The following is a 12,407-nucleotide window of genomic DNA, read 5'->3' as shown; positions in this document are numbered from 1 at the left end:
GGCGTGCAGGTTTCGCCCTCCTTAGACAGGTGACAGGGTATGTGCCGGTTGCTAGAACGCCGCACATAAACAAGGGGGGTGGCACCGCAAAAGCCACCCTGATCGCCTGTACCGCCGCCCGGGAGCGTCACACGATGAAGATTGTCGCCTGTAACAGCAACCTGCCCCTTGCTGAAAAAGTCGCGGCGGAACTGGGGCTGCCGCTTTGTAATGCGACCGTGCGGCGGTTCGCCGATATGGAAATCTTCGTCGAGATCCATGAAAACGTGCGTGGCGAGGATGTGTTCGTTATCCAGAGCACCTGCTCCCCCACCAATGACAACCTCATGGAACTGCTGATCATGCTTGACGCCCTGCGTCGCGGGTCGGCACGGCGCATTACGGCGGTCATGCCGTATTTCGGGTATGCCCGGCAGGATCGCAAATCCGGTCCCCGCACGCCGATCAGCGCCAAGCTGGTGGCCAATATCCTGGTTGAGGCCGGGGCCAACCGCGTCCTGACCATGGACCTGCATGCCATGCAGATACAGGGCTTCTTCGATATTCCGGTGGATAACCTGTATGCGGCCCCCCTGTTCACGCGCGACATCCGGGGACGCATGAAGCTCGATGGTGAGCCGCCGCTGCCCTATGACGCCCCGCCCATGGATATTCCCGGTGGTCCGCACAACCTCATGATCGTCTCGCCCGACGTGGGGGGCGTAGTCCGTGCCCGCCAGCTGGCGCAGCGCCTGAACGTGGACCTTGCCATCATTGACAAGCGGCGCGAGCGTGCCGGCGTGTCGGAAGTCATGAACGTCATTGGCGATGTGCGTGGCCGGTACTGCGTCCTGGTTGATGATATTGTCGATAGCGGCGGTTCGCTGTGCAATGCGGCGGAAGCGCTGATGAAGCATGGCGCCGTGGCGGTCGAGGCATATGTGACCCATGGCGTGCTGACCGGCAGCGCGGTCAGCCGCATCGGCCAGTCGCCGCTGGGTATGCTGACCCTGACCGACAGCATCAAGGCGACCGAGGCGGTAAAGGACTCGGCCAATATCCGCCAGATCAGCACGGCGGCCCTGATCTCGCGCGCCATGCAGGCCATATCGGATGAAAGCTCGGTCTCGTCGCTGTTTGACTGAGGGACGGGATTGACCCTTTCGCCGTCCCGGCGTTACCCCCAAAAGGTGTAGCAAGAAGGAACGACCCATGACTGACCTGATTACCCGGCCTTACTGGTATCTGCGCCATGGGGAAACGGACTGGAATGCACAGGGGCGTTCACAGGGACGGACCGATATCCCGCTGAACCAGAACGGCATACGGCAGGCCGAGGCCGCGGGCCTGCTGCTGGCGCGTCACTGGCATGACCATGCGCCGATCGTGCGGATCGTGTCGTCACCGCTGATCCGCGCGCGCCGCACGGCGGAAATCGTGGCTGACCAGCTGGCCGCCCATGGCGCGCCCCGGCTGGACATCGCGCTGGATGACGGGCTGAAGGAAGTCTGCTTCGGTGATGAGGAAGGCAAGCCCATGGGGTCGTGGTACGACAGCTGGATTGCCGGTGACTATACGCCCCCCAACGGCGAAAGCTTCGCCGACCTGCGTGAACGCGCCGTATCGGCGGTGAACCGGGCGCTGGAAAAGGATGGCGTGCCGCTGATCGTCTGCCATGGCGCGATGTTCCGCGCCCTGCGCTCGGCCATGCATCTCAAGCCCAATGTGCGCCTGCCCAACGCCACCCCCATGTGGGCCGAGCCGGGGCCGACGCCGGTGTGGAACCTGACTGCACTTTCCTGAAAAACCGGGCACAGGGCACCCTTGGGTGATTGCATCGGGCGCGGTTTTCCGTTAAACGCCGCGCACGCGCTGGCACCCCTGGAGGCCCGCGCGCTTGTGTTTCAGGAGCAAACAAGTGACCAAATTCACGAAAATCGAAGTCTCTTCGCGCGCGAAGGCTGGTAAGGGGGCAGCGCGTGCAACGAGGCGTGCCGGCCACGTGCCCGGCGTTATCTATGGCGGCGGCCAGGAGCCCATTCTGATCGCGCTGGACCCCCGTATCGTGAACCGTGAGCTGCATAAGGCCGGCTGGCGTTCGCGTATCTATGACATCTCCGTTGAAGGGGGCGCATCCGTGCACGCCCTGCTGCGTGAGATCCAGCTGCATCCGGTGACCGATGCGCCGCTGCATGTCGACTACCAGCGCCTGGCCGCCGGCCACAAGGTGCACGTGGAAGTTGAAGTCCGCTTCACGGGTGAAGACGTCTCCCCCGGCGTCAAGCGCGGTGGCGTGATGAACATTGTCCGTCACACGGTGGATGTGGTGGTTGATCCGGCCAACATTCCGGAATTCTTCACCGCCGACCTGTCCAAGCTCGACTTCCACGACAACGTGCGCTGGAACGACCTGAAGGGCACGGAAAACGTGACCCCGGTGCTGCAGGACAACAACTTCGTCATCGCCAACGTCGCACCGCCGAGTGTTGACGAAGATGCCGAAGCTGCCGAAGCCGCCGAAGGCGAAGCCGAGGGCTGATCCCTTACCCACCGTCACGCAGACCTGACAGGAGAATGAACGATGCTGCTCTGGACCGGTCTTGGTAATCCCGAGACGGGGATGAGCCGGAATCGTCACAATGTCGGGTTCATGGCGGTGGACAGGATTGCCGACCGCCACGGGTTTTCCCCGTGGCGGAAGCGCTTCCGCGGCGAGATTGCCGAAGGGATGATCGGGCGGCACAAGGTGCTGCTGCTCAAGCCCATGACGTACATGAACCTCTCGGGTGAGAGCGTTCAGCAGGCAGCCGCCTTCTACAAGCTGCCGGCCGATGCCATTACGGCATTCCATGATGAACTGGACCTTGAACCCGGACGCATCCGCGTAAAGCGTGGCGGCGGGGCGGCAGGGCATAACGGCCTGCGGTCGATGGACCGTATGCTGGGTACGAAAGAATACTGGCGCGTGCGGCTGGGCATCGGGCATCCCGGCAGCCGTGAGCGTGTGACAGGCCATGTGCTGGGTGATTTTTCCCGCACGGACCGCGAGTGGCTGGACCCCATGCTGGATACGCTGGCTGATGAAGCCGTGCTGCTGGCGGACGGGAAGCCGGAACTGTTCATGACAAGAATGGCCGCGCAGGCCGGGGAGTAAGGGCGTATGGGCTTTAACTGTGGCATCGTGGGCCTGCCGAATGTGGGTAAATCCACGCTGTTCAACGCCCTGACCGAAACGGCGTCGGCACAGGCCGCGAACTATCCCTTCTGCACGATCGAACCGAATGTGGGGCGTGTTGCGGTACCTGATGCGCGCCTTGCGGAACTGGCGCGCATTGGCAAGTCGCAGAAGATCCTGCCTACCAGCCTGGAATTCGTCGATATCGCGGGCCTTGTGCGTGGTGCGTCGCGCGGCGAGGGGCTGGGGAACCAGTTCCTGGCCAATATCCGCGAGGTGGATGCGATCATCCACGTCCTGCGCTGTTTCGAAGATGACGACATCACCCATGTGGAGGGCGGCGTTGATCCCATCCGTGATGCGGAAATCATCGAAACCGAACTGATGCTGGCCGACCTCGACTCGCTGGAAAAGCGGATCGTGGCATTGCAGAAAAAGGCGCGCGGCAACGACCGGGAGGCCGCAGCCCAGGTCGAGCTGATGGAACCGCTGATCGAAGCCCTGCGTGAAGGCAGGCCCGCGCGCAAGGCCATTCCCGAAGGGCAGGAGGAAGCGGTGCGCCGCCTCCAGCTCATGACCACCAAGCCCGTGCTGTATGTGTGCAACGTGGATGAAGGGTCGGCTGCGACGGGGAACGAGTTTTCCGAACGCGTCCGCGCCCGCGCGGAGGAGGAAGGGGCCGCCATGGTCGTGGTGTCCGCCGCGATCGAGGCCGAGGTCAGCCAGCTTGGCGCGGAAGACCGGGTGGAGTTCCTCGAAGGGCTTGGCCTGAAGGATAGCGGGCTGGACCGCGTGATTGCGGCCGGCTACCGCCTGCTGGGCCTGAACACCTACTTTACCGTGGGGCCCAAGGAAACGCGGGCCTGGACCATTACCGAAGGCACGAAAGCCCCGCAGGCCGCCGCCGTCATTCACAATGATTTCGAACGTGGCTTCATTGCCTGCGAAACCATTGCGTATGATGATTACATTGCCTGCAATGGTGAAGCCGGTGCGCGTGAGGCAGGCAAGCTGCGGATCGAAGGGCGGGATTACGTGGTGCAGGACGGTGATGTCCTGCTGTTCCGCTTTAACGTCTGATACGGGCACATCGCCCGTTCAGGGACAGGATGAAGGAGTTACGGATCATGGATCAGGCTGTTGCAACCCCCATGCGGGCTGATGCACCGCAGCCGGACGTGATCCGCGCCATGGCCATCGCCGCACGCGCGGCAGGCCGCATGCTGGCCCGCAGCACGACGGAAACCCGCAATAAGGCCCTGACTGCCGCGGCATCCGCCCTGCGCGCCGCGCAGGCAGAACTGCTGGCCGCCAACGCGCGTGATGTGGCGGCCTTTACCGGGGCTGCGGCATTCCGTGACCGGCTGACCCTCAATCCTGACCGGGTGGAGGCAATGGCGCAGGGGCTGGAACAGGTTGCCAGCCTGCCGGATCCGGTTGGCCACGTCATGGCCGAATGGGACCGGCCCAATGGCCTGCGTATCCGCCGTGTCGCGACCCCGGTGGGCGTGATTGGCATGATTTACGAAAGCCGCCCCAATGTGGGGGCCGATGCCGCCGCCCTGTGCATCAAGTCCGGCAATGCCGTGATCCTGCGCGGTGGGTCGGACAGCCTGAACAGTGCGCGCGTCATCCATGCCGCCATGCAGGCCGGATTGAAGGCGGCCGGCCTGCCGGTCGAATGCGTACAGATCCCGCCCGATGCAGACCGCGCCCATGTGGCGTCCATGCTGGGGGCGGCTGGCCTGATCGACCTGATCATTCCCCGTGGGGGCAAGTCGCTGGTTGAACGTGTCTGTGCCGAGGCGCGTGTACCGGTTCTGGCCCATGCCGAAGGGCTGTGTCACACGTATGTCCATGCGGCGGCGGATCTGGAAATGGCACGGCGTATCGTGCTGAACGCCAAGCTGCGCCGTCCGGGTATCTGTGGCGCCACGGAAACGTTGCTGGTGGATCAGGCGATTGCGCCAAAGATCCTGCCCGGCCTGATCGAGGATCTGGCCACGCGTGGTTGCACTTTCCGTGCCGACGCCCGTGCGCGTGACATCGTGCCCGACCTGCCTGCCGCAACGGAAGATGATTTTGCCACCGAATGGCTGGATGCGGTCCTGTCTGTTGGTGTGGTGGATGGCGTGGAAGATGCGCTGGCCCATATCGCGCGGTATGGCAGCGCCCATACCGAAGCGATCGTGACGGAAGACGAAGCGGCGGCGGTGACCTTCCTGAACGGGACGGACAGCGCGGTGGTCATGTGGAATGCCTCTACCCAGTTCTGCGATGGGGGCGAGTTCGGATTCGGTGCTGAAATCGGTATCGCCACCGGGCGTTTCCATGCCCGTGGCCCTGTCGGGCTGGAGCAGTTGACAACGTACCGGTACGAGGTGATCGGCACCGGACAGGTCCGGCCCTGATCCTTGCCGACGGACGTGGGTGATGTCCTGCCGGTGTGCGGGGATGGGCGACGGATGCGGGTCGGCCTGCTGGGGGGGTCATTCAACCCGGTGCATGAAGGCCACATCCAGCTTGCCTGCCGGGCCCTGCGCCAGCTTGAACTGGATCAGGTGTGGTTCCTTGTCTCGCCGGGGAATCCGCTCAAGCCGGTGGCGGGCATGGCCCCGCTGTCGCAACGGCTGGCGCTGGTGTGGCAGCGTATCCGTGGTGTGCGGGGACGCAGGCTGCTGGCCACCGATATCGAAAGCCGCATCGGCACGCGCTATACCGTCGATACGCTGCGGCGCCTGAAGCGGCTTTTCCCGCATGTGCATTTTGTCTGGCTGATGGGCGCGGACGGGCTGGCACAGATGGGGCGGTGGCGGCGGTGGCAGGATATCGTGCGTATGGTTCCGCTCGCGATTCTGCCGCGACCCGGCTATAATCCTGCCGCATTGCATGGGCAGATTGCCCGCAGACTTGCGCGCTGGCGGCGTCCGGCGCGGCAGGCGGGAATACTGGCAACGTGCAGGCCACCGGCATGGGTCTTTCTTCCCGCGCCGCAGAACGCTATATCAGCAACACAAATACGTGCATTGCAGGCCGGTTCCGGCCGCCGACGGGAGTAACAGCCATAACCAGAAAGCCTTCAGCCGAGAGTGGCGCCACGCGCCGGACCGGCAGCACCCTTTCCGCGGGACAGCCACGCGTCAACGCGGCGTCATTGGGCAGTGCCGTCCAGGTGCCGGGCACGCCGCGCAAGAAGGCCGCCGTGGCTGGCCCGGTATCCACCGAAACACGGGAGGCCGATCCCCGTGTGGAACAGTTTCTGGACATCATTACGACCAGTCTGGAAGATGACAAGGCCGAAGATATCGTGGTCATCGACCTGACGGGCCGCGCGTCCTTCGCGGACCGGATGGTTATCGCGACAGGCATAGCGGATCGGCAGATCGCGGCCATGGCCGCCCATATCGACCGCAAGCTGGGCGAAGTCGGGCATAAGCGCGTGCGCACCGAAGGGGCGAGCGGGTCCGACTGGGTACTGCTGGATGCCGGGGATATTGTCGTCCATCTGTTCAAGGCGGAAGCGCGTGCGCTGTATGGTCTGGAACGGATGTGGGGGGCGGATCTGGATGTCCCGCCGGAGGCGCCAGCGACACCGGTGGAATGAGCGGTGTTTCATCTGATTGCCGTCGGACGCATGAAGGACCGGGTGGAACGCGATCTGTTTGACCGTTATGCCAACCGGCTTTCGCCGCGTATCAAGCTGGTGGAACTGCCCGAAGGGCGCGGCGCCCCCAATGAAATCAAGCGCCGGGAAGGACAGGCCATTCTGGCCACCCTGCCTGATCGTGCGATTGTCGTGGCGATGGATGAGGGGGGCCGGACGTATGACAGTCTGGCTTTCTCACGTGCAGTGGAGCGGTGGGTCGAAACCCCGCGTCCCCTGTGTTTTGTCATTGGTGGGGCGGAAGGGCTGGATGCTGCCGTGGTGCAGCGTGCCGACCATACGCTTTCACTGGGGAAAATGACGTGGCCGCACATGCTGGTGCGTGGCATGTTGGCGGAACAGCTGTACCGTGCCCGCGCCATTTCGGCGGGCCATCCCTACCATCGTGCCGGACGGCCCTGATCATAGGGGGCCAGCACGGCTGTTATCTGATTACCGCACGGAACGGTTCGGCGCGTCATCCGTATACGCAAGGGAGGAAGATGCGCGACCGGCAATGCCTTCGGGTGCTTCCGCAACTTCGGTGCTGTTGTGGCGTGCACGGCCAAAGGGCTGGACCTGCGACATGACCGGCGGGTTACGCACGGCCTTCTGGTATGCGCTCAGCATCATGTTTGATGTCGTGTCCGGCCGGGCATAGATGAAGCCGTAGGTCGGATAAATGCTGCCAAACGCGCCGTTATGGCTGTTCAGCGCCACGCGCACGGCCGACCAGTCATTGTTGGGAGAGACGTCGATCACCGGAACATCCCGGCTGATCCCACGCTGGCCCCAGTGGGACTGATCAATGACAATGGTGCGGCTGTTGACGACCTGACGCACCACGGCCACATGACCCAGTGGCATGCGGCGGGTGCCACGGAAATTCAGGACACTGCCTTCTTCCGGCGCGTTGCCACGGGCATACCGTCCGGCAGCCTTGTACCACCAGTCAACCGCGTTGCCGCGGATTTCGACATCCGATGCCGCCTTGGCGAAGGCCACGCACTGAATGACGTGTCCGCGTTCGTGCGTGGTGTGGCGGGAACTGACGTGGTGGCTTACGGTATGATGCGCGACAGGATGCACATGGCTGACAGTGCGCCTGGTTGCTGCATTGCCCTGTTCTGAAAACATGAATCCGAACGTAGCACTGAGAACGGAAAGCAAAACGCCACGCTTCAGGTTTCTGATCCACATTTTCCGCAATCTCTCCACCACCTTGGGGTGATTCCTTGATGACCCGCTCACATCGTGTTCATCGGAGTAGCAAGCCCTCTGCAACTCTGACAAGCCTGAGCTGTGACGGATGAACAGCAACACCGCATATTTCAATTAAAAACTTAATCTCAAATAAAAAATAGGAATATATTCTCTAACCGGACCGGTCAGCCCCTCTTTTTCAGCCGCTTAGGTGAGGAAAACCGGGAGGGGGAACAGAAGCAGAATGATTCTCGGGAAGCGGGAAAGTTGCAAAAATGTGACATGTTTATCGACATGCTTTCCCGCTTGCCGGTCGCCTTATTTGGTGGCGATCACCATGATCTCGACCAGTACGTCAGGGTGGGCCATCTTGGCTTCGATGCAGGCGCGCGCGGGTGCGCCACCCTTGGGCAGCCACGGCCCCCAGACGGCGTTCAGCGCGTCACGGTCGTTGATGTCCTTCAGCCAGATCTGGGCCTGCAGCAGGCGGGTATTGTCGGTGCCATGCAGTTCCAGTGCTTCGTCGATCTGGGCCAGGATGTCCTTGGTCTGTGCCGTGATGTCGGCGGACAGGTCGCGGGCCACGAATCCCTGCGTGAACAGGAAACCATGATATTCCACCACCTTGGACAGGATGGCGTTGGGCTCGGTGCGGATAATCTTGCTCATGTCTTGATCCTGGTTGGTTGGCAGGCATGCGGATGGCCGCATGTCCTGCACTCTCTCTTTGCGCCGGTGGGGGCTGAGGTCAACCGTCTGTAAAACACCGTGCGAAGTCCGCCAGTCGGGCCGGGGTGTCGAAGTCCGCCGCGATTTCCGGCCCGGCCGCCACCTGCAGCATCGTGGTTTCATGCCGGTGCAGCAGATGGCGTGCTCCCTGATCTCCCGTAAGGGCCAGAAGGGCAGGGAACAGGGCCCGGCTCCACAGTATGGGGTTGCCGCGCCTGCCGTCATGCATGGGCATGACGCCAGGACGGTCGGGGTGAGCGAGGAAGGTTTCGATCATGCGGTCAATCAGGGCCGTGTCGATCAGTGGCATGTCCCCCAGGCAGACCAGCGCGCCTGCAACACCCGGATGGGCGCTGGCTGCGCGGACGCCCGCGGCCAGTGTCCGCGACAGGCCGCATGCATGATCCGGCGCGGTGACGAACCGGGGTGTGCAGCCGGCCTGCCTATCCGTTAATGCCGCGGTCCTGATCTCGGCTGCGCGGTGTCCCAGGACGACAGTCAATGGGCTGGCCCGACTTGCGGTTACGGCACGCAGGGTACGGGCGATCATGGGCAGGCCGGTGGCATCCGGCGCCAGCAGCTTGTGCATGGGGTATGTGCGGCTGGAACTGCCCGCCGCCAGCACGATGGCCGCGACGGACGGTCCGTCCTGCGTCATGACCAGCCCGAAACCCGCCCCAGCGGCCTGTTGTGCCGCACGGCCACGATTTCAGCCAGAATCGACAGAGCGATTTCCGCAGCTCCTACGGCCCCGATGGCCAGACCCACGGGGCCATGGATGCGGGCGATCTGCGCTTCCGAAAATCCGGCCTCGCGCAGTCGCTCCACGCGGGATGCCTGTGTTTTGCGTGATCCCAGCGCACCTATATAGAAGGCGTCGCCATTCAGGGCGTAATGCAGGGTGGGATCATCCAGCTTGGCATCATGGGTCAGGGTCACGATGGCGGTCTGGTTATCCACCCCCAGCCGCGCCAGTGTCTCATCCGGCCAGTCGGTTTCCAGCGTGATGCCGGGAAAGCGTTCGGGTGTCGCCAGCTGCGTCCGGGGATCGATCACGGTCACGCTGAATCCCGTGGTCTGCGCCATGGGGGCCAGCACCTGCGCGATATGCACGGCCCCCGCAATCAGCAGGCGTGGTGGCATGGGAATAAGGTGCAGGAACCACAGGGCCTGCCCGTTCGCATCTTCCAGCCGCAGGCTGCGGCCCGTTTCAAAGACTTCCTGCGCACGGGCGGCAAGACGGGCGTCCAGATCGCACGACGTGTCGCCACCCGGTGCGGCATCCGTGCGGTACAGCAGGCGTGACGCGCCTGTCGCCATATCCGTCGCTACTATGACCGGCACACGGGCGCGGCGTTTTTCCGCCACGGTTTCCAGCATGGCCAGATCCAGCGTGCCCTGCGGGTGGGCCGGTGTGCGCACGGCGGCGACATACACATCCAGCAGACCGCCACAGGCAAGCCCGACCGCCCATGCATCGTCACTTGATACGCCATAGGACAGGGCTGCGGGATGTCCCGTATCCATGACCCCCCTTGCTTCCTCGATCACCGCGCCTTCAACGCAGCCGCCGCTGACCGATCCCTCGATGCGGCCATTGGCGCAGACCGCCATCATGCTGCCGGCGGGTCGGGGGGAACTGCCCCATGTCGAGGTGACGGTCGCCAGAGCGCAGGGCTGGCCCGCCCGCGCCCATTCGATCAGGAGATCCAGGGGATCCCGCGTGGATGAAACCTGTGTCATAGCAGGACTACTCTATCAGCACGCATACATACGCACCAGCCGGTGGACATGCGTGGGCGGCCCCCCCATATATTGTCACAACATTGGGGCACCCCGACGTGGGGCGCGCATGAATGGAGTAATATATAAATGAGTTATGTCGATCCTGCCTGGTATGTTGTTGCCGATAACATTCATGCCCGTATCCTGAAGCATGGCGAACATGGACTTGCGACGTTCGAACACCTCAAGAGCGACGATGCAAAGGGCATGGACGCCCCGCGCAATGGCGCTTACGGCAAGGTCATCGCCGAATTCCTGAACACGGCCGTGCGCCAGCAGAAGGCACCGGCCATTGCGATCGCGGCCCCCGGTGATGTCATGCACCAGATCCGCACGCATCTGGACGTGCATGTCCGTCCGCTGGTGGTCAAGGAGCTGGAGCGAGACCTGACCAACACCCCCGACCACGAACTGGCCGGGCATTTCGACATTCCGGCTACCGGCTGGCGCCTGCCCAACGCGGGCTGAGCGGCGACTGGTCGTCTGATGCGCCCCGCGGTAACGTGGGGCGCTTTTTTTATATGTAGGGTTCCGCGCATGCCGACACCTCTTTCCCTTGAAATCGTGCCCGTCACCGCCTTCGGTCAGAACTGTTCCATTTTATGGAACCCGGACACGCGTCATGCGGTCGTGGTCGATCCCGGTGGTGACGTGCCGCGCATCATGGCGTTTATTACGGAGAAGGGACTGTCGGTTGACGCTATCTGGCTGACCCATGGCCATCTGGATCATGCGGGCGGGGCGGATGCGCTGCGGCGCGACCTGTCCGCGCGGCAGGATGCCCCGGTGCCGGTGATCGGGCCGGATCGGGCGGATGACGCGCTGCTGTCCTCCATCACCCGGCAGGCCGCCCTGTTTGGCCTGAGCGGGTTGGAAAACGTGCGCCCGGACAGGTTTGTGGAACATGGCGAGATACTGGACGCGCTGGGACATCGGTTCGAGGTGCGCCATGTCCCCGGCCATACCCCCGGCCATGTCATTTTCCATGATCCTGAATCCCGCTTCGCCTTCGTGGGTGATACCCTGTTCCGGGGCGGGGTGGGGCGCACGGATTTTCCTTATGGAAATCATGACCAGCTGATCGAAGCCATACGGCGGGAATTGCTTCCGCTGGGTGATGATGTCACGATCCTGCCCGGTCATGGTCCCGCTACGACAATCGGCGCGGAACGGAAGGGCAATCCCTTCCTGAACTGACAGGTAGATATTAAGGGTGCAGGAGAGAATTCGCTTATGATGTCCTTCAAGGCAGGCCGGTGGCTGGCCCTGGCCGCATGTATGGCCGCCGTATCCGTTCCCGTCATGGCAGCGGAAGAAACGGGGGAACCGACCCACGCGCAGGCCGCGCTGCCAACGGTGCCGCTGACCATTACATCAGCTGATGGCGTCAGGCATGTGTTCACCGTGGAAAAGGCCATGACCCCGCGGGAGCAGCAGGTGGGCGAGATGTACCGTCCGTCCGTTCCCGCTGATGGCGGCATGATCTTTGTCTGGCCCTTCCCGCGTCAGAGCGACATGTGGATGCAGCATACGCAGGCGTCGCTCGATATCGTTTTTATCGGCCCGGATAACCGCGTGTCTTCGATCGTGGAAAATGCCGTGCCGCTCAGCCTCGCGCGCATCAGCAGCCATGGCCGCGTGCGCGCTACGCTGGAACTGCAGGCGGGTATTACCGAAAAATTGGGAATCGTCGTGGGTGACCGCGTGGATTCGGTTGTTCTGAATACCGGGTCGTCCCCTAAGTGAAACCCGAAATTGCCGGTTTTCTGTGGTTTTTGGGTTTTGGCGTGTGATGGTTTTCGTTTTTTTGCATTTTTATGATTGACGGTATGGGGAGTGGGACCTATATCCCCATTCACCGGCGGCGCTGAGGAAACTTCTTGAGGTGCTTCG

General features: G+C 62.9%; 16 protein-coding genes. 12 read left to right on the top strand and 4 right to left on the bottom strand.

Translation table 11 applies throughout. The features are described 5' to 3' along the window. The first annotated feature begins 134 nt into the window (after window positions 1-134). The 9 genes from CFR80_RS07215 to CFR80_RS07175 all read left to right on the top strand — a co-directional run bounded on the left by CFR80_RS07215 (window position 135) and on the right by CFR80_RS07175 (window position 7,220). Window positions 135-1,124, top strand: coding sequence for a ribose-phosphate pyrophosphokinase (locus CFR80_RS07215; protein ID WP_010514675.1), 990 nt, complete (start codon window positions 135-137; stop codon window positions 1,122-1,124). Window positions 1,125-1,191: 67 nt separating this feature from the next. Continuing rightward, window positions 1,192-1,782: a histidine phosphatase family protein gene (locus CFR80_RS07210; protein ID WP_010514676.1), complete on the top strand. Its 591-nt coding sequence runs from the start codon at window positions 1,192-1,194 to the stop codon at window positions 1,780-1,782. Between the two features lie 115 nt (window positions 1,783-1,897). After that, window positions 1,898-2,518 (top strand): 50S ribosomal protein L25/general stress protein Ctc, encoded by a 621-nt coding sequence (locus CFR80_RS07205; RefSeq protein WP_010514677.1) that lies wholly within the window; start codon window positions 1,898-1,900, stop codon window positions 2,516-2,518. A 42-nt stretch (window positions 2,519-2,560) separates the two neighbouring features. After that, entirely contained in the window at window positions 2,561-3,133 is a 573-nt protein-coding gene (gene pth / locus CFR80_RS07200; protein WP_010514678.1) for an aminoacyl-tRNA hydrolase, read from the top strand. A gap of 6 nt (window positions 3,134-3,139) precedes the next feature. Continuing rightward, a complete protein-coding gene (gene ychF, locus CFR80_RS07195) occupies window positions 3,140-4,234 on the top strand; it encodes a redox-regulated ATPase YchF (protein ID WP_010514679.1) in 1,095 nt (364 codons plus the stop codon). A gap of 47 nt (window positions 4,235-4,281) precedes the next feature. Further along, window positions 4,282-5,565: a glutamate-5-semialdehyde dehydrogenase gene (locus CFR80_RS07190; protein WP_010514680.1), complete on the top strand. Its 1,284-nt coding sequence runs from the start codon at window positions 4,282-4,284 to the stop codon at window positions 5,563-5,565. Window positions 5,566-5,619: 54 nt separating this feature from the next. After that, window positions 5,620-6,213 carry a nicotinate-nucleotide adenylyltransferase gene (locus CFR80_RS07185; protein WP_010514681.1) on the top strand — a complete coding sequence of 198 codons (594 nt, stop codon included), beginning with the start codon at window positions 5,620-5,622 and terminating at the stop codon, window positions 6,211-6,213. Between the two features lie 95 nt (window positions 6,214-6,308). Next, the gene (gene rsfS, locus CFR80_RS07180) at window positions 6,309-6,758 is read left to right on the top strand and encodes a ribosome silencing factor (protein ID WP_010514682.1); all 450 of its coding nucleotides are present in this window, start codon (window positions 6,309-6,311) and stop codon (window positions 6,756-6,758) included. 3 nt (window positions 6,759-6,761) lie between these two features. Next, window positions 6,762-7,220, top strand: coding sequence for a 23S rRNA (pseudouridine(1915)-N(3))-methyltransferase RlmH (locus CFR80_RS07175; RefSeq protein WP_010514683.1), 459 nt, complete (start codon window positions 6,762-6,764; stop codon window positions 7,218-7,220). Between the two features lie 30 nt (window positions 7,221-7,250). Here CFR80_RS07175 and CFR80_RS07170 read toward each other — a convergent pair whose 3' ends face one another. The 4 genes from CFR80_RS07170 to CFR80_RS07155 form a co-directional block, all read right to left on the bottom strand. Beyond that, the gene (locus CFR80_RS07170; protein ID WP_010514684.1) at window positions 7,251-7,997 is read right to left on the bottom strand and encodes a CHAP domain-containing protein; all 747 of its coding nucleotides are present in this window, start codon (window positions 7,995-7,997) and stop codon (window positions 7,251-7,253) included. Window positions 7,998-8,318: 321 nt separating this feature from the next. Further along, complete coding sequence (locus CFR80_RS07165; protein ID WP_010514685.1) at window positions 8,319-8,669, bottom strand: RidA family protein; 351 nt, start codon at window positions 8,667-8,669, stop codon at window positions 8,319-8,321. 79 nt (window positions 8,670-8,748) lie between these two features. Further along, window positions 8,749-9,387, bottom strand: a complete 639-nt coding sequence (locus CFR80_RS07160) for a nucleotidyltransferase family protein (RefSeq protein ID WP_010514686.1) — start codon at window positions 9,385-9,387, stop codon at window positions 8,749-8,751. Then, window positions 9,384-10,472, bottom strand: coding sequence for an XdhC family protein (locus CFR80_RS07155; RefSeq protein WP_010514687.1), 1,089 nt, complete (start codon window positions 10,470-10,472; stop codon window positions 9,384-9,386). The genes CFR80_RS07160 and CFR80_RS07155 overlap by 4 nt, the downstream gene beginning before the upstream one ends. 129 nt (window positions 10,473-10,601) lie before the next feature. On the opposite strand from CFR80_RS07155, the gene CFR80_RS07150 reads away from it, so the two are divergent. From CFR80_RS07150 to CFR80_RS07140, 3 genes are all read left to right on the top strand, one after another. Further along, window positions 10,602-10,982, top strand: a complete 381-nt coding sequence (locus CFR80_RS07150; protein WP_010514688.1) for a host attachment protein — start codon at window positions 10,602-10,604, stop codon at window positions 10,980-10,982. A gap of 69 nt (window positions 10,983-11,051) precedes the next feature. Continuing rightward, window positions 11,052-11,711, top strand: a complete 660-nt coding sequence (locus tag CFR80_RS07145) for an MBL fold metallo-hydrolase (protein WP_010514689.1) — start codon at window positions 11,052-11,054, stop codon at window positions 11,709-11,711. A gap of 36 nt (window positions 11,712-11,747) precedes the next feature. Next, window positions 11,748-12,260 (top strand): DUF192 domain-containing protein, encoded by a 513-nt coding sequence (locus tag CFR80_RS07140; protein WP_010514690.1) that lies wholly within the window; start codon window positions 11,748-11,750, stop codon window positions 12,258-12,260. The last annotated feature ends 147 nt before the right edge of the window (window positions 12,261-12,407 follow it).

The sequence above is a fragment of the Komagataeibacter oboediens genome (assembly GCF_003207815.1).
Classification (GTDB): domain Bacteria; phylum Pseudomonadota; class Alphaproteobacteria; order Acetobacterales; family Acetobacteraceae; genus Komagataeibacter; species Komagataeibacter oboediens.
This window is presented reverse-complemented; position numbering and strand designations above follow the sequence as displayed.

Coding starts and splice junctions, on each gene's coding strand:
- CFR80_RS07210 (WP_010514676.1), top strand. CDS start 1,192: ATGACTGACCTGATTACCCGGCCTTACTGGTATCTGCGCCATGGGGAA.
- pth (WP_010514678.1), top strand. CDS start 2,561: ATGCTGCTCTGGACCGGTCTTGGTAATCCCGAGACGGGGATGAGCCGG.
- CFR80_RS07165 (WP_010514685.1), bottom strand. CDS start 8,669: ATGAGCAAGATTATCCGCACCGAGCCCAACGCCATCCTGTCCAAGGTG.
- CFR80_RS07140 (WP_010514690.1), top strand. CDS start 11,748: ATGATGTCCTTCAAGGCAGGCCGGTGGCTGGCCCTGGCCGCATGTATG.
- CFR80_RS07150 (WP_010514688.1), top strand. CDS start 10,602: ATGAGTTATGTCGATCCTGCCTGGTATGTTGTTGCCGATAACATTCAT.
- CFR80_RS07215 (WP_010514675.1), top strand. CDS start 135: ATGAAGATTGTCGCCTGTAACAGCAACCTGCCCCTTGCTGAAAAAGTC.
- CFR80_RS07155 (WP_010514687.1), bottom strand. CDS start 10,472: ATGACACAGGTTTCATCCACGCGGGATCCCCTGGATCTCCTGATCGAA.
- CFR80_RS07170 (WP_010514684.1), bottom strand. CDS start 7,997: ATGTGGATCAGAAACCTGAAGCGTGGCGTTTTGCTTTCCGTTCTCAGT.
- CFR80_RS07190 (WP_010514680.1), top strand. CDS start 4,282: ATGGATCAGGCTGTTGCAACCCCCATGCGGGCTGATGCACCGCAGCCG.
- CFR80_RS07185 (WP_010514681.1), top strand. CDS start 5,620: ATGCGGGTCGGCCTGCTGGGGGGGTCATTCAACCCGGTGCATGAAGGC.
- CFR80_RS07145 (WP_010514689.1), top strand. CDS start 11,052: ATGCCGACACCTCTTTCCCTTGAAATCGTGCCCGTCACCGCCTTCGGT.
- CFR80_RS07160 (WP_010514686.1), bottom strand. CDS start 9,387: ATGACGCAGGACGGACCGTCCGTCGCGGCCATCGTGCTGGCGGCGGGC.
- ychF (WP_010514679.1), top strand. CDS start 3,140: ATGGGCTTTAACTGTGGCATCGTGGGCCTGCCGAATGTGGGTAAATCC.